Origin of the sequence: Undibacterium sp. TC4M20W (genome assembly GCF_049340245.1) — a bacterium.
Taxonomy (GTDB): Bacteria; Pseudomonadota; Gammaproteobacteria; order Burkholderiales; family Burkholderiaceae_D; genus Undibacterium.
Window position 1 is genome coordinate 327,798 of the sequence record NZ_JBMPPI010000005.1, and the last position, 20,664, is coordinate 348,461.

A 20,664-nucleotide genomic window follows, 5' to 3' on the forward strand; every position below is an offset into this window, starting at 1 on the left:
ATGCCATAGTAGTCAAATGGGTGTGCTTGACGCTCTATTACGCCACGTACAGCAATACCGCGCCAAAATGGCAAATGCTTCCGCCAAGTACGAACAAGTGCCAAACTCCATGTCCGTGACGCCATTTGTGATCTGTGGCATAAAACGCGATACCGCCCGTGTAGAGTGCGCCCCCTGCTGCCAGCCACCAGAAGCCGTCCATCGTGAGCGCATTGATGAGCGGCTTCGCAGCGATAACACCAACCCAGCCCATCACAACATAAATTAGCAACGAGATTAGCCGTGCTCCTTTGGCATACCACAATTCTTGCAGGACACCAGCAACGGCAAGCCCCCACACCACGCCGAACAGCGACCAACCCCAAGTCCCCTTGAGGCTGACCAGTGTGAATGGCGTATAGGTACCAGCAATTAGCAAGTAGATCGCGCAATGGTCGAGCCGACGCAATACATCTTTGGCTGGCCCTTGGGAGCTGTGATACAGCGCAGATGTAAAATACAGGGCAAATAACGTGGCAGCGTAAATGCTAAAACTAACAATCTTCCAATAGTCACCACTGCGAACTGCTATCGTGATCAGCGCTACGCCGCCCACTGCCGCCAGCACAGCACCTACCGCGTGGGTAATGCTGTTGAAGCGCTCTCCATAATACATGCGTACCTTCCTACAAATTTCTCACTATTGAAACCTTCGGCCCGGCAATTGTATTTTGCATAGCCGCGTTACCCACTTCCTGGCCAAGACTGCTACATGCTACCCGCAAGTCTGTTGGATGACGCTGATTTCAGCACATCAGCCTTCAGCGCTGGCATCGGTGGCCTTTAAATTTGCCAGCAGCACTTGCAATGGCCCAAAACTAATTGGCTTTACCAAATGCACATCAAAGCCAGAATCTGCGCTCGACTTGTAGTCACTTGGGCGGCCATATCCGGTGACAGCGATCAAAAATAACTTTCCAGATATCTTCTGACGCAACTTGACTGCCAGTTCATGACCATTCATCGTCGGCAGTCCAATATCAAGTAATGCCACCTCAGGCGTAAAAGTCGATGCCACTTCCAGCGCAGCGAAGCCGTCATAAGCCAGAATGACGTCATGTCCCCAACTGCGGAGCAATTCAGCTACGGTATTTGCCGCGTCAGCATTGTCGTCCACCACCAGGATGCGGCGCGCTTGGAAGGTGAACGTATTCTCCTCGTCAACGGTGTCGCCGCTACTCTCAGCGACGGGTGAAGTAGAGATAGGCAATCGTATTGTGAAAATGGTTCCTGTGCCTGAGCCGTTACTGTGTCCAACCACTGTTCCGCCATGAGCTTCAGTGATTTGTCTGACCAGACTCAGGCCAATGCCAAGCCCGCCTTCCGCTCGCGTGCGTGTCATATCGGACTGAACAAATAAATCAAAAATATGTGGCAAGATATTTGCGTCGATCCCGACGCCGTTGTCGCTGACTGAAATCACCGCCTCGCTGTGATCGACGCTGAGCGCGATCTCTATGTAGCCACCATGGTCAGTATATTTCCCCGCATTATTGAGCAGATTACCAATCGCCTGTTCCAGACGCGTGGCATCGCCCATCACAATGACTTCAGTGGGAGGCATCAACGCAGTGAGGTGATGCCCACGAGATTCCATATACGGCGCAATTGTACTAATTACCTGAGATATGGCATCCTTGAGATTCACTGGATGCTGCTCAAAGAACATTTTTCCGCGCGTAATACGTGAAACGTCCATCAGATCATTGATCAATCTTGCCAACGTGCTTACCTGGCGATCAATCAATACAAGCGGCCGACGTAGGCTTTCATCACTTATTTTCATTGTCAGCAACTGGACCGCGTTGCGGATCGGCGCTAGAGGGTTACGCAACTCATGCGCCAATAGTGCAATGAACTCATCTTTGCGGTGGTCGTCGCTGCGTAGACGAGTCAATCGTTCATCGCTGACAGTGACGTCCTCAAAAGCCAGCAATAATCGAGCGGACCGGTTGTCCATCGCCGGAACTTTTCTGGCATTGACCATCATGACTTTTACGCCCACGCCGGGAAAATCATGCTCCACGCGATAAGAGGTGATCGGGCTATTGCCCAACACGACCTGGTCCAGCAACTTGCGTAGTTCTGGAGAGTTCCATTGTCCGTCCCCCAGATCCACAAGCCGACGATTGAGGGTATCGCTTGGATTCGTTAAAAACACGTCGTAGAACGCATGATTTGCCCGATGGATGATTAATCCTTGATCCAGAACGACTAAAGGGTGGGCCACTGTATCGATCACTGATTCAGCGTAACTGGCGTTAAAGTCGGCGAGTTTTCGGGCCCGTGCCAATTCCGTATTCATCACACTCAGCTCACGGGTACGACTCATGAGTTCTTCGTTCGCTGTCGTCAGTTCTTCATTAGAAGCTTGCAACTCTTCTCTTGCAATGACGAGTTCTTCATTACCGCTCAGAAATTCTTCATTCGCTGATTGCAACTCCTCTTGCGCTGATCGCGATTCTTCAAGTGCCGCCTCATACGCTTCATTCGTGGCCTGTAGATAATCCCGCATACTGTCGAGTTCTACCTCTAACTGACGAATGCGCGCATCCTTCTCAGTTTCCGGTATTTCAGGTCGGCCTTCAGTTTTAGCGGGGCGCACGTTTGCATCAAACAAAATCAAGCAAAAGCCGGTTTTGGTCGACGGTTCACGCAACGGTATCAGCTCCACGGTACCTTCCCGCATGCCGGTCAACGTTTCTATCCGCAGGTCGTCTTTAAAAACTGCACGCCCCGATCCCTGGACTTCATTCAGCAAGGGCACCAACTGCATCAAAATGCCGGGATGCGCAACCCGATGCAGATTCAGACTTGCAGTGCCGCTGGCATGTTCCAGATAAGGGCTGGTTTGCCCGCGAAACTGCACAATGTTCATGCGATCATCGACCAGAATGCTCGCTGGTGAGAATCGAGACAGAAGCAGCCCGTCAGCCTTACGTTGCACCTGAGTGTGGTCAAGCGACAAGGATGGCGATGAGTCCACCACTGCACTTGTACGTTTGTCCGGCGTCGACCCACCTAATACCAAATCAAGTGAGCCGCGTGTGGGCATGGCGCGCTGATACAACATGCGCTGATGGCTGTCGGCGCGCTTGAAAAATTGGCCTTCCTCATCCGCATTCTCCGCAGGCCCAAGGATTAAGAAGCCATCTGGTTTCAAACCATAATGGAAATGTTTCAGCACGCGGCGCTGCAAACCAGAATCTAGGTAGATCAGCAAATTGCAGCAGCTGATGACATCCATTCTCGAGAAAGGTGGATCGAGTGCCACATTTTGGCGCGCAAATACACACAGTTCGCGTACCTGCTTAGCAACACGATAGCGCTTGTTTTCGTGCACAAAGAAGCGTTGCAACCGAGCAGCTGACACACGATCGGAAATGCTTTCTGGATAAGAGCCGTGTCGAGCTTGCTCAATTGCCGCTTCATTGAGATCGGTACCGAAAATCTGAATGGTGACATCTTGCGCATTTTCGCCTAAATATTCCAGTAGGCTGATTGCGAGCGAATATACTTCCTCACCCGTTGCGCACGCCGGCACCCATATACGCACTGGCTCAACGTGATTCCGATCTTTCAACAACATTGGAAACACAGTTTGGGATAATGCCGTGTAGATGGAATCCTCTCGGAAGAAGGTGGTAACGCGAATCAACAAATCGTCGTAAAGCGCTGCTAATTCGACGGGGTTATCCTTCAACACCTTTAAATAGGAGTGAACATCGGTTTCGTTCACCAGCGCCATGCGGCGCTGCAGGCGGCGTTGTATGGTATTAGGTTTATATTGCGTGAAGTCAGCCTGATAAACGCTTCTGATGAGATCAAAGATTTTCACCATGGTGCTGTGGGGAGACGTATCCTCATTACCTGCGTTATCTTCCAGCTTAACAAAGTAGGGATGCCGCGCCATCCGTGCGAGCTCGTCAGCAATGTCTGCCGGACGCATGACTAGATCAACACAGCCGGTATCTATCGCCGCCTGAGGCATTCCGGGGAATGCCGCGCTAGCTGGAGTTTGCACCAGTGTGACACCTGCGGCCTCCCTGATCTTCTTAACACCCTCAGCGCCGTCGCTACCAGTACCCGACAAGACTATACCGACCGCAGCACCTGGTCGCTGCTCGGCAAGGGATTCGAACAATATGTCGATGGGCAAGTGCTTAACTCTTAATAGTGAACGAGGCTGCAAATGCAGCTGATTGCCAACTAAAGTAAGTGCCGTGTCTGGTGGGATCACGTAAATGTGGTTAGGCTTAAGCACCTGTTCACCAGCAGTTTCGACCGTCAGTGACGTGCGCTTGGCGAGAATTTCTGGGAGCAGACTTTCATGTCGCGGGTCAAGATGTGAAACTACCAGATACGCTAGCCCCAGCTGGTCATCCAATGCCTCGACTAATTGGCCTATTGCTTCCAAACCGCCTGCTGACGCTCCTATTCCCACGACGGACACAATATTGTTATTACTAAGCATTTTATCCATCATAAAGAAATTGAAGTGAGGGTCTAGGGTCAGTGCTAAAGCCAAGCTCGGTATCTTACCTTAAAATGTCAAAATATCAGGTTTTACAACCCATCAGCACAGCGCAAAAATGCACCAGAGGCTTCGATCTTGATTCGACGTTGCTGCGCTCGATAATGGATGCCATTAAGCCTCACGTATTGGCGGCATCGAGCTGCGCGCTTACTCCACACCTATCCTGGATTTGTACCTCTCAATAACAAGATCAAGACGGTTGATGAAGTCATATACGAGCGCAGCTTAGTATCTTGCACCCTTAGATTATTAAAATTCAGGGCGCTGATGTATGCAGGAAAGCTACCTTACCCACTGTAGGAATTTGCGCATCGTCAGAAAAAATCAACGCTTTTTCAGCTTGATTGAAATTAACTAATTAATAATTAAAAGTCATCACTTTTATATAAATTCAACAGCTCTTTTGCGAATATTGTTGGCTGAAAAACTTCCCATTTCCGGAACAATTGAATTGGCGTATTTATTGACAAAATATGCTGTGATCCGTGCTACTGGCAGGTGGTGGTAAAATGCGCGGTTACGCCATAGCTGCTTACCTGATTTACATCAGGCTCCCTAATGGGGGCGGCTCATAGCAACTGAATATGCTTTACAGTTTTGTTATTGAATCGGCTCTTTGTGGAGTAGGCATGACATTGGCAACAGATCAAAGCACGGCAGCGGGTGAACTATCCCCTATTTCTCTGCAATTTATTTCCATTCGCGAAGCAGTGATGGCGCGTTGGGAACAGGAAATCAGAGCGCGTGTTCCGGGTGCCAGCAGCTTGCTTGGGCCGGTATTAATCAATACGCTTCCGGCTTTCTACGACAATATTGCTGAAGCTTTAAGTCCAGACTACCCTCGCAAAGATGCGACCAGCAATAACAATGCTGCTTCCGTTCATGGCGGTGAACGAGCACGCATGACCTTGTATGGTCCCGATCAGGTAATTCACGAATACCAGATTTTCAGGGAGATAATTGCTATCGTTGCGAAAGGACATGTGGAGCTGACTGAGCACCACTGGACAATTATCGATCAGTCTATCAACACTGCTACACGCGAAGCGATTCGGGCTTTCACAGCCAGTCACGAGATATTGCGCGGTAAATTGGCCGCTGCTCTTTCGCACGATATGCGCACACCTCTGGCAGTCATAGCCAATGGCGCTCAACTGATCAGTATGACTACTGACATGGAAGTAGCTAAGAAATTTTCCTCTAAAATCGCCTCTAACGCCAAGCGCTTAGGTGCCATGATGGGTGAATTGGTGGATGCGCTTACGCTACAAGGCAACACCAATTTAACGCTTGACCTCTCGCAATTCGACCTAAGTGAATTAGCTAGCGAGGTATGTGACCAATATTATCAAAATTTTGATTGTAATATTGGATGTGAAACGAATGAAGCGGTCATTGGATATTGGTGCAAGGACTCATTACGCAGAGCTTTGGAAAACCTGATTAACAATGCGATCAAATATGGTGACAATAAAACAGTGAGCACCAGAGTTCACCAGGCCCACGGTAGATTAATGCTGAGCGTCCACAATATGGGTAACCCCATTCCGAAAGACATGCACAACAATATTTTTGATTATTTACGTCGTGAAGATAATGTTACTACCACTCCCAGTTGGGGTATTGGACTACATTTCGTAAAAACCGTCGCGGAAAGTCATGGCGGCAGTGTTCTGGTTGATAGCTCTGAAGAACTGGGGACAACTTTTCTTATAGATATTCCTGTGGACTGCCGTCCATTTGTCCCGCAATCTTGAGGGATATGAATTAAGACCAAGGCGCGGCAGTCATCTTCATCGGCCGCCACCAGTTCGAGTTGGAAGCTGTCCGGGCCGAAATTGAGGCAAACAAAGGATGCACCATCGCCATGCCAAAGGACGTGTAAAAAGTCCGGTTCTAGTACGCAATTAAAACCGGTGCACTTAGTCTGAAAAAGTATCGTTGCCCCAAATAATGCGCAGCATTTCCATGAGTCTTTTTTGAGGACTATTTTTTTACAATAACCCTTTTCATTGATGCCAACTTAGCGATCAATTTGTTTGCCGTATAAGATGGTATCTGACAGTTCTCCATGGCGATTTGCAGATCCTCGGTCACTGCATAGAAGGCAGAAGAGCTAATTTTCAACCCTTCGTGTGCACTATCCATATCACGACCTTGATATACACATGGCCCACCTGTTGATTTGCACTGAAAATTGACCACTTTGCTGGATAAATTGCATCTAAAATTGACCCACGTTTAGCACACAAGCCTACTTATCTTGATGAGTAGGGAGCAGGAGTGATTGACGTGGCATTGCTAGGTATTATTCGACGCTGGCACATTCGTGACCAGATTCCATTACGCGAGATTGCCAGACGACTGGGTATCTCTCGCAACACTGTCCGGCGCTATCTGCGCTCTGAAGTCACAGAGCCAGCCTATGCGGATCGACAAACAACAAGCGCCATCGATAAATATGCATTACAGCTTTCAAGCTGGCTTAAAACCGAAGCGGGTAAAAATCGTAAGCAGCGACGAAGCTTAAAGCAGCTTCATCTCGATCTGAAAGAACTGGGATATGAAGGGTCGTATGACCGGGTGGCCGCCTTCGCCAGGAAGTGGAAGGTGGATCAAACTGACAGGGTCAATTGAGCTAGCAAACGCACACCGGGTCGCTACATCGATCTATTTCTGCTCGCTGCTCACGCGCACGGCTTCTTGCTTTGGATAGCCCAATATCGGGATAATTGCCAATCGTAAGCTCCCTGGCACGTCCAGCATGTCGATAACGAAGAACCCAAGATGCAGTTCCTGATTTAGAAAGCGTAAAAGTTAGGCCATCTCCATCTGATCTGGCGAGCGGCAATGGGAGTTGTATAATTTCATTTGTTTGTTGATCTTTGACCGTGAGAGCTTCGCCGTTCTCAACTGCCCGCATCCAATGTTTTAACAGAAGCGATTCAAGCATTTCCTTTGTTCTTGTACCCACGTTTCATCCTAGTCGGATTATATAAATTTGTAGCTGACTACACTCTTAGCTACACATTTTTATCGCGATTGAATGATACATTAATAGACAACAATGAACAAATTACTTTTAAAAATCAAACACTTACATTTTAAAATGCATGATAATAGACGTAGATAGATCAACAAAAAAACAATACAATATTATTTTGATGTAAAGCAGCCGGGATTCCGCTATAGAGATTATTGCAAGCGGCATTAACATACTTGAATTGACGGACGGTACTGGACATCCGTCATTTTCACTACGTTTTAATGGGCAAGGATAACTATGGGTCCATCGCGAAATCTCATTTATTGAGATGGAATAATTATTCTCTTTTTTTGAATCTTCTTTGCAGTTTTCAATCCTGGACGACGTAGTATCAGATAAACGGCCGGTACTACAAACATCGACAACAAGGGAGCCGTGATCATACCTCCTACCATAGGTGCAGCAATTCTTTGCATCACTTCTGATCCTGTTCCGGCACCAAACATGATCGGCACCAGCCCGGCGATGATAACGGCAACCGTCATCGCTTTTGGCCGCACCCGCATTACCGCACCTTCACGGATGGCATCAAGCAAATCTTCCTGAGTATCATTGCCTGCCCTGACGCGGTTTTCCCACGACTGTTTCAGATACAGCAGCATGATCACACCGAATTCAGCCGAAACACCTGCTAGCGCGATAAACCCGACACCACTGGCGACCGACAGATTATGACCAAGCACCCACAATAGCCAAATTCCACCAGCTAAAGCAAAGGGCAAGGTCGCCATGATCAGCGTAGCTTCGTCCAAGCGTTTGAATATCATATAGAGCAAGACGAAGATAATCAATAAGGTCGCTGGTACCACTATCTTCAGTTTTGCTGTGGCGCGTTCCAGATATTCAAACTGACCTGACCAGGTAATCGAATACGCAGCAGGCAACTTGACCTCTCGGGCAACGACTTCCTGCATTTCATGTACGACTGAGCTGAGGTCACGATCACGGATATCCACATACACCCAGCCTGACAGACGCGCATTTTCACTTTTGAGCATGGGTGGGCCGTCGTCGATGCGGATTTCAGCAACATCGCCAAGTTGGATTTGAGCGCCGCGCTCGGTAAGTACAGGCAACTGGCGCAGTTTCTCAACAGAATCGCGTATTTCCCGGGGATAGCGCACGTTGATGGGAAAGCGCTGCAAGCCTTCTACTGTCTCGCCTATGTTGTCACCACCAATCGCGGCGGAGACGATACTCTGCACATCAGCAATGTTCAGTCCATAGCGTGCAGCGGCATCGCGGTTGATATCAACATCAATGTAACGGCCACCATTCAGGCGTTCAGCCAAGGCTGAAGATACGCCGGGTACATCCTTGATGGCGCGCTCAATGTCAGCTGTCATACGGTCGATTTCTTTGAGATTGGCCCCAGAGACCTTGATGCCTACAGGACTCTTGATTCCAGTGGCAAGCATGTCAATACGGTTTCTGATCGGCGGTACCCAGATATTTGATAGACCTGGGACTTTGACGACACGGTCAAGTTCTTCCACCAGTTTATCCGAGGTCATACCGACACGCCATTGATCACGCGGTTTGAACTGTATGGTGGTCTCGAACATTTCCAGTGGTGCCGGGTCTGTTGCCGACTCAGCCCGGCCAGCCTTGCCAAACACGCTTTGCACTTCAGGAACGGTTTTGATGAGACGATCAGTTTGCTGTAATAGCTCAGAGACTTTGCCTGCGCCTATACCTGGCAGTGCAGACGGCATATATAGCAAATCACCTTCATCAAGTGGTGGCATAAATTCACCACCAAGCCGTGACATGGGCCACACCGTCGCCAAGGCAATCAAGCCAGCGACCAGCAAAGTAACTTTCGGGAAGCGCAGAACGACATCAAGCAAAGGCCGGTATATCGCTATCAGGAACCTGTTCAGAGGGTTCTTTTGTTCTTCAGGTATTTTGCCGCGTATCAGATAGCCCATCAATACCGGTATCAAAGTCACCGCCAGGCCTGCCGCTGCGGCCATGGCATAGGTCTTGGTGAAAGCCAGCGGAGCAAACAAGCGTCCTTCCTGCGCCTCCAGAGTGAATACTGGGATAAAGGACAGAACGATGATCAATAAGGAAAAGAACAAAGCGGGCCCAACTTCGGCGGCTGCATCGCCTATCACTTGCCAGTGGGTTTCACCAGTCAGTTTATCTCCCGGATGTGCATGGTTCCAGGCTTCAATATGCTTGTGCGCATTTTCTATCATGACGACTGCAGCATCGACCATGGCACCAATCGCGATGGCAATACCGCCCAGCGACATGATATTGGCATTCACTCCCTGGTAGTACATGACGATATACGCTGCCAGGATACCTAAAGGCAGGGAAACAATGGCAACCAGTGCTGAGTGGATGTGGAATAAGAAGATGGCACACACAACAGCTACTACGATGAATTCTTCCAGCAGCTTGTGTTCCAGATTGCTCACAGCGCGTTTGATCAGGCTGGACCGGTCATAAACAGGGATGATCTCTACGCCTGGCGGCAGGCTGGATTTCAGTTTTTCCAGTTTGGTTTTGATGGCATCAATGGTTGCCAGTGCATTTTTACCTGAGCGCATGACAATCACGCCGCCTGCAACTTCGCCTTCACCGTTCAATTCAGCAATACCGCGCCGCATTTCAGGTCCGGTCTGAATACGGGCCACGTCACCCAAGCGTACGGATACACCGGCGTCTGTCGTCACCAAAGGGATTTTACGGAAATCATCCAGCGACTTCAGGTAGCCAGATGCACGCACCATGTACTCGGCTTCACCCAGCTCCAGGACCGAGCCACCATTTTCCTGATTGGCCTGCTGTACTGCCGCTATGATTTTGCCGTGCGGGATGTTATAGGCACGCATCTTGTCCGGGTCGAGCTGAATCTGGTACTGGCGCACCATGCCACCTATGCTTGCCACCTCCGACACATTTGGTACCGACTTCAATTCGTACTTCAGGAACCAGTCCTGAAATGCCCGCAACTGCGATAAATCCATCTTGCCGCTGCGGTCCACCAGGGCATATTCATATACCCAGCCGACACCGGTGGCATCTGGCCCGAGAGATGCTTTCGCTTGTGGCGGCAACCGTGACTGCACCTGGTTCAGGTATTCCAGTACGCGTGAACGTGCCCAATACAGGTCCGTGCCATCTTCAAAGAGGACATAAACAAAGGAGTCACCAAAGAAGGAATACCCACGCACTGTCCTGGCACCGGGCACTGACAACATGGTAGTGGTCAATGGATAGGTGATCTGGTTTTCCACAATTTGTGGTGCCTGTCCAGGGAAACTGGTACGGATAATGACTTGCACGTCCGACAGGTCAGGAATCGCATCCAGTGGTGTACGCGATAAGGACCAGATACCCCAGGCGGTCATTATCAGGGTCGCCAGCAGCACCAGGAAGCGGTTGATGATAGACCAGCGTATCAATTTCGCGATCATTTCTTTGCTCCTGTAGCCGGAGAAATGGTGACAATCTGGTACATCCCATTTTTGGACGGTCGTATATCAAAAATCACCATGTCCCCAACTTCCACATTGCGTGGAAGTCCGCCAACTGGTAGTTGGAAGCCCATAGTCATTGCCCCCCATTGCAAGGATGGAACAGGATCGTGCGACAAGGTGATCTCATTTTTATCTATCTTTTCGACTTTGCCGCTGCCATGATGCGTTGTTCCTCCCAGCTTGCCATTAGCTGGTGACTCACCCATACGAGTAGTCGTTGCTTTAAGGCTGGCTTCAGAGTCAATCAAGAATTGGCCGGAGACGACGGTCTTTTGTCCAGCTTCCAGCCCTTTGCGGATTTCCGTCTGGCCATTCGCTTCTGCACCAGTTTCAACGTCCACAGACAGGAACTTGCCGTCGTCCTGCGCGATCATGACGACATTGCGGGTTCCGGTGACAATGACCGCTTCGCTCGGTACCAGCAAAACCTCCTTATCCACGCCAGAACTGAAGTTGAGATTGGCAAACATGCCCGGCACCAAGACGCCCGCCGGATTATTCAGCTCAATACGGGCTTTCAAGGTACGGGTGCTCACATCCACTTGTGGCAGGATAGCGTTGACCTTGCCCTGGAAGAGTGTGCCGGGTAATGATGGTGTGCGAGCTTCGACCACATTGCCTGGACGTACCTGGGCAGACAGGTTTTCCGGGATATCGGCAATTACCCATATTGTTGCAACTCCATTGATACGAAATAATGGCGCTCCTGCCATGACCGTCATACCTTCACGTATGGACAGTTCTGACACGACACCACTGACCGGTGCAGTTACTGTGATGCGTGGATGCAGCTTTCCACTGGCGACAACTGAACGGATGTGATCGTCCGTCATCCCGGCGAGACGCATGCGTTGTTTGGTAGCCTCCTGCAAACCTGCCATGCCTGTGCTTTCCATGCGCCGTGCTGTAAGGTATTCCTCCTGAGCGGCAACCCAGTCTGGCACATACAGCTCGGCCAGTGCCTGGCCTTTCTTTACGGTGTCCAGGGCGACGCGCACATAGAGTTTTTCGACAAAGCCGTTACTACGTGCCTGTACCAGGGCGACATCGCGCTCGTTATAGGTCACGGTGCCAACTGCCGCTATGGACGATGCAAGCGTTGCTCTGGTGACTTCAGCGACCCGAATGCCGAGGTTTTGCTGCACGCGTGGACTGATCTTGACACTACCTTCATCTGCGCCATCGGCGTAAACTGGTACCAATTGCATGTCCATGAAAGGCGATTTGCCAGGTTTATCAAATTTCTGGCCGGGAACCATGGGGTCATGCCAATACAGTACCTTCTTGTCGCTTGGGGCTGGGCCCGATACTGAGGCATCTGCTTGCATCCCACCTGATTCCTTCATTCCCTGACTAATGCCCAGACGATAAAGGCCATATCCACTGCCAGCCAGTACACCAGCGGCAACAAGGGCAATAATGATTTTTTTATTGTTCATAGCGCATCCTTGTTCGAGGATTCGTGTGAATGATTACCTTGCCCATCAGCAGGAAACAGGAAATTGAGTTGTGCCCACAGACGGGCGGTGTCAGCTTGCAATTGCAAGGCCTGTAGCCTTACATCAATCTCATTCCGGCGTGTAGCCAATAGGTCGGGCAGACTGGATTTGCCACCGCGATAGGCACCCAGAGTGGCTTGAGTACGTTCTTTGGCTAGTGGTATCAATTCACGTTCATAGCGGGAGCTGCGTTCCAGGCCACTTTGCCACTCTTCTATCATTGCCCTGGTTTCAGCGACGTGGGCGCGGAGTGTTTCATCGCGCTCGGCTTTTGCCTGCTCGACCATCGCCAGCTTCGATGACAGTTCACGATCCTGACGATTCTTTTGGTCCCACTGGAAAGGCAGAGATATACCGACCGACACCATATTGGAATATGCCGGGCCACGCTGCTGGAATGCGACTTCGACCGTCCAGTCTGGCTTTTTATTGGCTTCTGCGAGTTTTGCGTCTGCTTCAGCGATTTCCGTTTGCCTGGTCAATACTGCGATCTGGGGATGGTGGGTCAGCGATTTGTCCAGCGCTGTTAAATCCAGACGGATGCTGCCTATACTTGGTTCTCCCGCCAATGGAAGCTCAGTAGCAAGACCTGTCCAGCGATCCAGCATTATTCTGGCAGTACGTACCTTGCGCTGGATATCACTGTAGCGGTCATCCACCATGCTCAGCGCGCTTCTGGCCGCGAAGATATCTGCCTGACTACCCCGCCCGGCGCGGTAGCTGCTCTCTGCTGCCTCGATTTCGAGTTTGGCCTGATTCGCCTGTTCAGCGGCAATGGCGGCCATGCGTTCTGCATAGTACCGGTCTAGCCAGGCAATAGCAGTGTCACGCTGGATGGCTGCAATCGTGCTGGATTTCTCTGCCATGGACTTGTTCACGGCACGGTCATAGCGGGCAGCGCGCAACTGGCGCTTGTCACTACCGGTCAGCTCTTGCATGATACCGATGCGGCGCATGGTCATGAAATCACTGTTCAGACTGCCACGGTCGGGACCACTGACTGGCAGGTTATCAATACCGGCTTTCAAAACCGGATCAGGTAATTGACCAGCAGCGACAGCCATTTCGCGGGAAGCAGTAGCCGCCAGTTCTTGGGCAATCAACTGGAGCGAGTGTGCTACTGCCAGTTGTTGGGCTTGCCCCAAGGTGAGTGGAATATCCGCGGCAAAAGCGGGGCATGAGAATAAAGTGAACAAACCAGTGGCAATTGCAATGCGAATGGCATTAGTCCGCGCAGCATATGGCGCAGCAAAAATAGATAACATGGAAGCTCCAGGCGACAATCAATAACAACGCACGCCACAGCAAGACGTGGCGACGGATGGATCAGGCGCTTATGGAGTTAAATGCGGAAACAGCAATTACGTATGACAATCGGTGGTGCGGCGCTTCTTAAGAAATATGCTGAAAGATGGTGCGTGGAAGATAGGACAGCCACTACATCTGCGGTTTCCACGATGAGTATTAAGCCAGTACTTATAAAAGGCTGTACGTCAGGCGATTGCGGCTTATCCAACGACTGTTTGCTTAACGGGTCCTGCGCATGGGTCTGGCAAAGTGCTGCTTGCTCCTTGTCCATGCCTGCGCAGTCTGGCATGGACAAGGAACCGGTGATTAACGATGTCACGTCTGAATTACTGCCAGTCCCAAGCTTCATTCCCGGACAGGCGTATGCCGCTACTGCAAACTGCATGAATAGCAGGCTACATAGCATGGCAAATACGGCAAGCATCCGGGAGGTGTGGGAAATTCTCATAAAACGTGCAATTGCTTTCTTGTTCACTGACTTTTTACAGCTTATTGACTATAGTCGCGACTCTGGCTTTGAAATTACAAGCAAAACGAAAAATTTCTGCATTGCCAGCAATGCGGTTTAATTGTAACGTCCTTAAGTGACGACCATTACATCTATAGCGACCCGCTTCTATCATACCATTCTGCTTATTTTGATAAGCAGGGGCCACGAGTGGCTGAAGTAACATTAACAGGTATTATTCAACGCTGATAGATTCGTGACAGATTTCAATACCAGAGATCGCCACACAACTGAACACTGCTTGCAACACTGTCTCCAGCCATCTTCGCTTTGAAGTAACCGGGATTTAAAAGATTCTATGAACCGGTCTACAACCTGCGCCAGGAAGCGAAAGTGGAACAAACTGACGGCGTCAATTTAGCTAGCGAACGAAGAATTTATAGACCGCAAATTATCCTCCATCCATTATGAATTGACGTAACTGACAAAGATGGTTACTTCATTTTCTCCAATTGAATATTTTGACAATTGGTTGCAGTTTGACATGAAAATATTGTGTAAAGTTCCGGCAATCAGATTCATCGCAAAAATAAATACATAGAATCATCGACTTTATTAAAAATTGCAGCCGCAAAATAAAAATGCACGACTTTGATTAGTACTAAACAACTCTTCAAAAAAAGTATTTGTTTAGTGATTTGCTAAACAGCAGCTTTTATGGTTTACGGTGATAGTATGCTGGTCAAGAAATATTTACTGGTCCTTCGTATGACGCGTGCAGCTCTATCAATTGCATTAAAAATGTCTTCAACAGTGATGTGTATTTCGCTGTTAAAAGGTCCGCAATAAACCAATCTCATGCCTAATCGAAAAAAATTTTATTTCAGCTTACATGGTGTTGCTTTCAGGGACGCTGAGCTTTTCAAGTCGTATGTTCGTGTACTGAACTTTAACTTGCAGTATCAATGGTTGTACCGTGAAACGTCACCTGATCTCATCATTTATGGTGACGGAGCGACCCCGTCCAATTCACAAAAAGATACTGGTGTATTGCATGCACTGACCCTCTCTGCATCAAATACAGGAGACGAAAAATACTTGTCCCTGCCTTTGAATTCCATTGAAATTGCGACTGCTTTAAATCGCATAGGTATGGCAATCGGTGGAAATTCGACTACGCCCATAGCGACACAATTACCGGCTTCTGATCTTGCGCAACACTATCGCCTGAAGCGATGGCCACCAGCGAACCTGGTCAATACCCGTGACCGCATTCGCCTGGCAACAGTCATGACGAAGCAAGCGATTTCGGTAGAAACGCTGAATAAAAAGTCTGGTCTGGATATCGAAATATGCAAGTCCTTTATATCGGACCTGCACTCGTCAGGACTGTTATCAAAAGAATCCATGGAAATAAAACTGGAAAATCCAAATCAACCGCCTGTGCCTGCATATATTCAACCTGGCGTCCTGTCGCGGATACGTAACAAACTGTCTCGCATCATGGGAACAGATTGATCATGGATTACAAAGTATTGTTTACCGGTCCTGCAGGTGCAGGAAAAACAACCGCTATCACTGCAGTAAGTGAAGTAACGACACTGAATACAGATGTCAAAAATAATGACGTGGATATCGATAAATTGACCACGACGGTTGGGCTGGACTATGGAGAAATGTCTCTGAGTAATGGAGACAAATTAAGACTGTACGGCACCCCCGGCCAGCAGCGTTTCGATTTTATGTGGGAGATATTATCGCGTGGTGCATTGGGCCTGATCATTTTAATTGATAACCGCAAACCTGATCCTGTGGCTGATTTGAACGTTTATCTGGACGGCTTTAAGAATTTGATTGAGACGACCAGTTGCGTAGTCGCCATCAGTCACATGGATACACATCCTGAACCAAATATTGAATATTTTTCTGAACACCTTAATCAACGGGGCATCTTGTGCCCGGTTTTGGAAGCAGATGTTCGTGAAGCCAGGCATGTTGCTGAATTGTTAGAGTTACTGATGCTTCAGCTAGAAGCGAAGCAAGATATGGTTAGAGATATGGATAGTTATGCAGATTGATCAAAGTTTGACAGAGAACGCAAAAAAAGCAGTTGATTTTGTCCATTCGCAAGTGAAAGGAATAAAAGCTGTTGTAATTTCTACGGAAGATGGCTTTGAAGTCGCCTCGCGCGTTGAAAGTAATGCACTGGTTACCCGCTTGTCTGCAATGTCGAGTTCGCTGGCATCTCTCGGTGCATTGGCTGGTGAAGAAAGCAATCTTGGCGCATGTGAAAACCTGATCATAGAAGCCAAATTTGGATTGTTACTGATATTCCAGATTCAAAGAGAACAAGGTTCGCTGATCATGAGTGTGGTCGCAGGCCGGGACGCGATAGTGGGGCAAATATTATATTTTGCGAAACAGGCAGCGCGTAATTTGCAGAATGCTTAAGGACTACAAAATCCTGGAACAAAAGCCTTCGACAGGTGGGAAACAGGCCGTTGGAGAAACTGACCATTCGCTGAATTAAAGAAGCGCGCACATTATCGTGCGTAGATTATTTCAAACAAATGTCGTTTAGGCGTCACGTCGTTTGTTTTTTCATTGACGTCCTCATTTTGGAGTTTTGAATGGCTAGTATTAATCAATCAGTACAAAGTTTACTGAGCCTGGATGGTGCGCAATGTGCAGCGTTGGTAGATTCAGGCAGTGGCATGATCTTGGGACAAGCAGGAAGCGGGCTGGATCTGGAAATTGCAGCCGCTGGCAATACCGAAGTAGTTCGTGCAAAACTGAAAACCATGCAATCCCTGGCAATCGATGATGTGATTGAAGACATCCTCATTACCCTGGGCAAGCAATACCATATCCTGCGTCCTTTGGCCAAACACGAAGGCTTGTTTTTGTATGTCGTGCTTGATAAATCCAAATCCAACCTGGCACTTGCACGCCGCAAAGTATCCGATATTGAAGCTGGGCTGGAAATGTAATTTCTCTGGCAAATGGCGTGATCTTTGCTCAGCAACTGCATAGGTCGGAAGCTGTCGCCGGGTTCCATGCCATTTGCATTGCCTCAAGCGAATAATGCATCTTCCATGCAATTTTCCTGAGGCTTCAATGGCTGACTCTTTTCTGGAGTCAGCCATGCCTTCCCAAACTACCCTGCCATGTAAAAGTAGCTAAGGAAGCGTCAATGCGGATACATGTTATTCGTTTGTATGCTGAATTGACCCGCCAATCAGTTTGATCCACCTTCTACTTCCTGGCGAAGGCTGCCACCTGTCATACCCCCTTTCAAATCTCAACTCTTTCAAATCCTCGTGAAACTGTTTTGAGCTACGTCGTCGTTTACGCTTTTTTCCAGCTTCGGTCTTAAGTCAACTTGAAAGCCGCATTGCATATTTATCGATGACAGTGCTTGTTTGCCGCTGTGCGGGGTCACAATAGATGCAGATTATCCAGCATAGTGGGACAATTATTAAAAATTTCATTTTTTAAAATCAAATGCTTACAATTTCAGATGTGCGACAAAAGACGTAAATAGATAAAAAAATAGTACGATCTAATTTTAGTGTTATGCACAATAGAAAATATTCAGAATAAGATGAGTGAAGCTCTTCATGCGAAACTTGCCCCTATCTAAGCGCGGAGAGTCTCCTAAGCAATGCGCGAAATTTGCTTGTTGCTTGTTTAAATAAGCCAAGCAGTCTATCCATAAAATATCCATGAGTACAGCAGCACCCAGCCCAAGACTATTCGTCATTTTTGCCAAGGAAGCCCATGTAGCAGCAATCTTCGCGCGGGGACCAAGCAACTGGTTTCACGTCATTCGCTGGGATACCCGCAATGACGTCTTTCAATCTGGCGCATGGATGCGTGGCCGTTTATACCCTCAACGCTGTGACCTGTCGCCAGATGGGGAACTGTTACTCTATTTCGTGCTTCAGGCGCGACCCTGGCGCAAAGACTATAAATCATCCTGGACGGCGGTCAGTCGCCTGCCCTGGTTACATGCGCTAGGGCTATGGCCCGAGGGTGGCACTTGGGGTGGCGGAGGCTATTTTATAGCGAACCGCATAATCTCTCTATCTTCGTGTTCTATGGGCCAAGCTCACCCTGACCATATTCCGCACGGACTGGAGGTTTACAACGGTGGTGCAGAACGAAAGTCGTCCAGTAATGAGGTCGCAGGTGCAGAATGGTCAGGCCGCGACCAAAATAATCGCTTGGTATTTACTGCCAATGGAAAATTGCACTGGCAGCGCGATGATCAGACTGTGCAGGTTTTAGTCGACCTCAACGGCAACAAACCCGACCCGTGCGAAGCGCCAGAATGGGCCAAACGACCATTGACAGACTAAACTCCAATCAGCAATGAATTACGAGTCTATAAAAGACAAAAGAATAAACCTTAACTTGTGTGAATATGATTTCGCTCTCCAAATTGTTTCTTACCCAATGCAGTGCTTGTGTTCCTGGGCTATTTGCACTGTGTCTGGCCCTACTCCCTATGCTTGCCCATGCATCGCAAGTAGTCAGTATATCGGAGGCAAAAGAAGAAAATGTACAATTCGACCTGAGCACTGACGGAGTCGAACCTGTCTGCACGGGTAGGAATGGACAAGTATTCAATCCAGCCCTGGGCATTCGCAAACTGTCTGATACGTCCTACTTGCAAGCCTTGAACTCGGAGGCACCTGATGGTGCGCAATATCTAAAGGCAGCACGTATGGGAGGAGGTATCTACATCTATCTCCCCTTTTTTTTCCCGGCCCGTGAATGCAAGGACGTTGTTTTTGAAGTGAATGCCCGGCATATTTTATGGGGCGATAAATGGCACTCGGGCAGCATGAGACTGGGCTCGGAAGATGCGCGAGGAAAAGCAATTTTTTTCACAAATGAAGAAACTCCAGTCGTGCAAGGAAGCAGTTATTTTGACCAGTCTATTCCTGCACCGACTTTGGCCAGACTGCAAACAGCCTTTGAAAAAATACTGAAGTTCTATCAGGATGTACTAAAAGTCTATCCCCAAAATAATATAGGTGTGGTAACGGCTGTCGTACGCAATCAGGGAAATTATTCGGGCTATGGCGGGGATTCGCTCAATATTATCCGAATGAGCTATGACAATCCAACGCCCGCGCAATTATTGACCATGGATGAATTGATCGCATCTACTTTTGCACATGAACTTGCGCACAAACTCCAGAGAGACGGGCTGTATAAATTGCCACTGGCCCGTTATATCGTGGAAGGACAAGCGGATTTTTTTAAAATAATCGTATTGCACAATTCTGGTTTGATTGACGAAGTTACGGCAAAACAAAGAATACTCAAATCGGCCAGCGATTGTGCAAAATTTGCTGATAGCCGCACCATGCGCGAAAAAGTCGAACAAAAATCAATCGACTTCAAAGAGCCGTATGATTGCGGCATGGCGTATTATTTTGTGGCGTATTACTCATCTGAGCTTCAGGCGGCAGACTTTATGGAAGCTCTTCGCAAGGCCATGCTTGGCGAAAACAGTTATGGCGGGCAAGAGAATAAACTGTGTCTTTTGTTTGAAACTACATGTGCAAATGAAAGAATGAAAGGAATAGCTGGAGACAAAATCAGCTATCTGCAACAAATTCAGTGGCTGGAATCTATGTTGGCAAAACGCCCCTTACCTAAGCTCAATCGATGAAATTAATAGCAATTTATTCACTTCTTCCAAGATCTAAGTTATGTTAGTGGAGTGTGCTGGTAATAAGCGACATTCTTACCTTATGCAGCCAGTGACTGTTTATTGAAATTTTTCATCAAACAAGGAGCTATCATGTATCCATGGTTATGGGTTTGGTCACCACAGGTTCACTTTCCCTGGAGTGGCAGTGTCGCGCAAAGCATAGAGCCGAATACAACATGGTTCTACAATATGATTCCTCCTGTTTCTGGGGATGCAGGAATAGAAGCGCAGGCATTTCAGCTTGCATCCTACGGCACTCAACTTGGTCAGATCACTGATGTATTATTGGATATCGTGAAAGACTCAGAACACCTGTCTCCCAAAGCGGCCAAATCACTGAAAGAATTGCGTAGCCTGAAAGCCAGGATAGAAATCATTAAGAAAAGGTCTGCGCAACCGACAAAAATAGAGTGAGTATCTTGTTTAGTTAGCACCAAAATCATCACTCAAGTTCTCTTACCTGCATGAAGGCTCTTGCCCCCGGAGCCCTTCATGGCCAAACATACCTCAGATTTTTTGTACGCCACACGGTGTTTGCATCAGCTTCAGGCGATGGAAGTAAGTT

The 20,664-nt window shown here is 48.5% G+C and carries 15 protein-coding genes and 2 pseudogenes; 10 read left to right on the forward strand and 7 right to left on the reverse strand.

What is annotated here, in order from left to right; genetic code table 11:
• Nucleotides 1–37: 37 nt before the first annotated feature.
• Nucleotides 38–655, reverse strand: a complete 618-nt coding sequence (gene trhA, locus ACO0LL_RS09565) for a PAQR family membrane homeostasis protein TrhA (RefSeq protein ID WP_422950619.1) — start codon at nt 653–655, stop codon at nt 38–40.
• Between the two features lie 138 nt (nt 656–793).
• Nucleotides 794–4,567: a chemotaxis protein CheB gene (locus ACO0LL_RS09570; RefSeq protein WP_422950620.1), complete on the reverse strand. Its 3,774-nt coding sequence runs from the start codon at nt 4,565–4,567 to the stop codon at nt 794–796.
• Between the two features lie 638 nt (nt 4,568–5,205).
• Here ACO0LL_RS09570 and ACO0LL_RS09575 point away from each other — a divergent pair.
• A complete protein-coding gene (locus ACO0LL_RS09575) occupies nt 5,206–6,333 on the forward strand; it encodes a sensor histidine kinase (RefSeq protein ID WP_422950621.1) in 1,128 nt (375 codons plus the stop codon).
• A gap of 229 nt (nt 6,334–6,562) precedes the next feature.
• Here the strand turns inward: ACO0LL_RS09575 and ACO0LL_RS09580 are convergent, their stop codons facing one another.
• Nucleotides 6,563–6,781, reverse strand: a complete 219-nt coding sequence (locus ACO0LL_RS09580) for a group I truncated hemoglobin (protein ID WP_422950622.1) — start codon at nt 6,779–6,781, stop codon at nt 6,563–6,565.
• 78 nt (nt 6,782–6,859) lie between these two features.
• On the opposite strand from ACO0LL_RS09580, the pseudogene ACO0LL_RS09585 reads away from it, so the two are divergent.
• Nucleotides 6,860–7,186: pseudogene (locus ACO0LL_RS09585) on the forward strand (helix-turn-helix domain-containing protein); the annotation flags it as partial.
• A 43-nt stretch (nt 7,187–7,229) separates the two neighbouring features.
• Here ACO0LL_RS09585 and ACO0LL_RS09590 read toward each other — a convergent pair.
• The 4 genes and pseudogenes from ACO0LL_RS09590 to ACO0LL_RS09605 all read right to left on the reverse strand — a co-directional run.
• Nucleotides 7,230–7,529 (reverse strand): annotated as a pseudogene (locus tag ACO0LL_RS09590) (Arm DNA-binding domain-containing protein); the annotation flags it as partial.
• A 353-nt stretch (nt 7,530–7,882) separates the two neighbouring features.
• Nucleotides 7,883–11,053 (reverse strand): efflux RND transporter permease subunit, encoded by a 3,171-nt coding sequence (locus ACO0LL_RS09595; RefSeq protein WP_422950623.1) that lies wholly within the window; start codon nt 11,051–11,053, stop codon nt 7,883–7,885.
• On the reverse strand, nt 11,050–12,555 hold the full coding sequence (locus ACO0LL_RS09600) for an efflux RND transporter periplasmic adaptor subunit (RefSeq protein ID WP_422950624.1): 1,506 nt from the start codon (nt 12,553–12,555) through the stop codon (nt 11,050–11,052). The genes ACO0LL_RS09595 and ACO0LL_RS09600 overlap by 4 nt, the downstream gene beginning before the upstream one ends.
• Nucleotides 12,552–13,880 carry a TolC family protein gene (locus ACO0LL_RS09605; RefSeq protein ID WP_422950625.1) on the reverse strand — a complete coding sequence of 443 codons (1,329 nt, stop codon included), beginning with the start codon at nt 13,878–13,880 and terminating at the stop codon, nt 12,552–12,554. The genes ACO0LL_RS09600 and ACO0LL_RS09605 overlap by 4 nt, the downstream gene beginning before the upstream one ends.
• 81 nt (nt 13,881–13,961) lie before the next feature.
• On the opposite strand from ACO0LL_RS09605, the gene ACO0LL_RS09610 reads away from it, so the two are divergent.
• The 8 genes from ACO0LL_RS09610 to ACO0LL_RS09645 all read left to right on the forward strand — a co-directional run bounded on the left by ACO0LL_RS09610 (nt 13,962) and on the right by ACO0LL_RS09645 (nt 20,513).
• Nucleotides 13,962–14,492 (forward strand): hypothetical protein, encoded by a 531-nt coding sequence (locus ACO0LL_RS09610; RefSeq protein ID WP_422950626.1) that lies wholly within the window; start codon nt 13,962–13,964, stop codon nt 14,490–14,492.
• Nucleotides 14,493–15,229: 737 nt separating this feature from the next.
• Nucleotides 15,230–15,889, forward strand: coding sequence for a hypothetical protein (locus tag ACO0LL_RS09615; RefSeq protein ID WP_422950627.1), 660 nt, complete (start codon nt 15,230–15,232; stop codon nt 15,887–15,889).
• 2 nt (nt 15,890–15,891) lie between these two features.
• Nucleotides 15,892–16,449: a GTP-binding protein gene (locus ACO0LL_RS09620; protein ID WP_422950628.1), complete on the forward strand. Its 558-nt coding sequence runs from the start codon at nt 15,892–15,894 to the stop codon at nt 16,447–16,449.
• A complete protein-coding gene (locus ACO0LL_RS09625; protein ID WP_422950629.1) occupies nt 16,439–16,822 on the forward strand; it encodes a hypothetical protein in 384 nt (127 codons plus the stop codon). Before ACO0LL_RS09620 ends, ACO0LL_RS09625 begins: the two co-directional genes overlap by 11 nt.
• A gap of 179 nt (nt 16,823–17,001) precedes the next feature.
• Complete coding sequence (locus ACO0LL_RS09630) at nt 17,002–17,361, forward strand: hypothetical protein (RefSeq protein ID WP_422950630.1); 360 nt, start codon at nt 17,002–17,004, stop codon at nt 17,359–17,361.
• Between the two features lie 735 nt (nt 17,362–18,096).
• Nucleotides 18,097–18,732, forward strand: a complete 636-nt coding sequence (locus tag ACO0LL_RS09635; RefSeq protein WP_422950631.1) for a hypothetical protein — start codon at nt 18,097–18,099, stop codon at nt 18,730–18,732.
• A 59-nt stretch (nt 18,733–18,791) separates the two neighbouring features.
• Nucleotides 18,792–20,057, forward strand: coding sequence for a hypothetical protein (locus ACO0LL_RS09640; RefSeq protein ID WP_422950632.1), 1,266 nt, complete (start codon nt 18,792–18,794; stop codon nt 20,055–20,057).
• A 132-nt stretch (nt 20,058–20,189) separates the two neighbouring features.
• A complete protein-coding gene (locus ACO0LL_RS09645) occupies nt 20,190–20,513 on the forward strand; it encodes a hypothetical protein (protein ID WP_422950633.1) in 324 nt (107 codons plus the stop codon).
• The last annotated feature ends 151 nt before the right edge of the window (nt 20,514–20,664 follow it).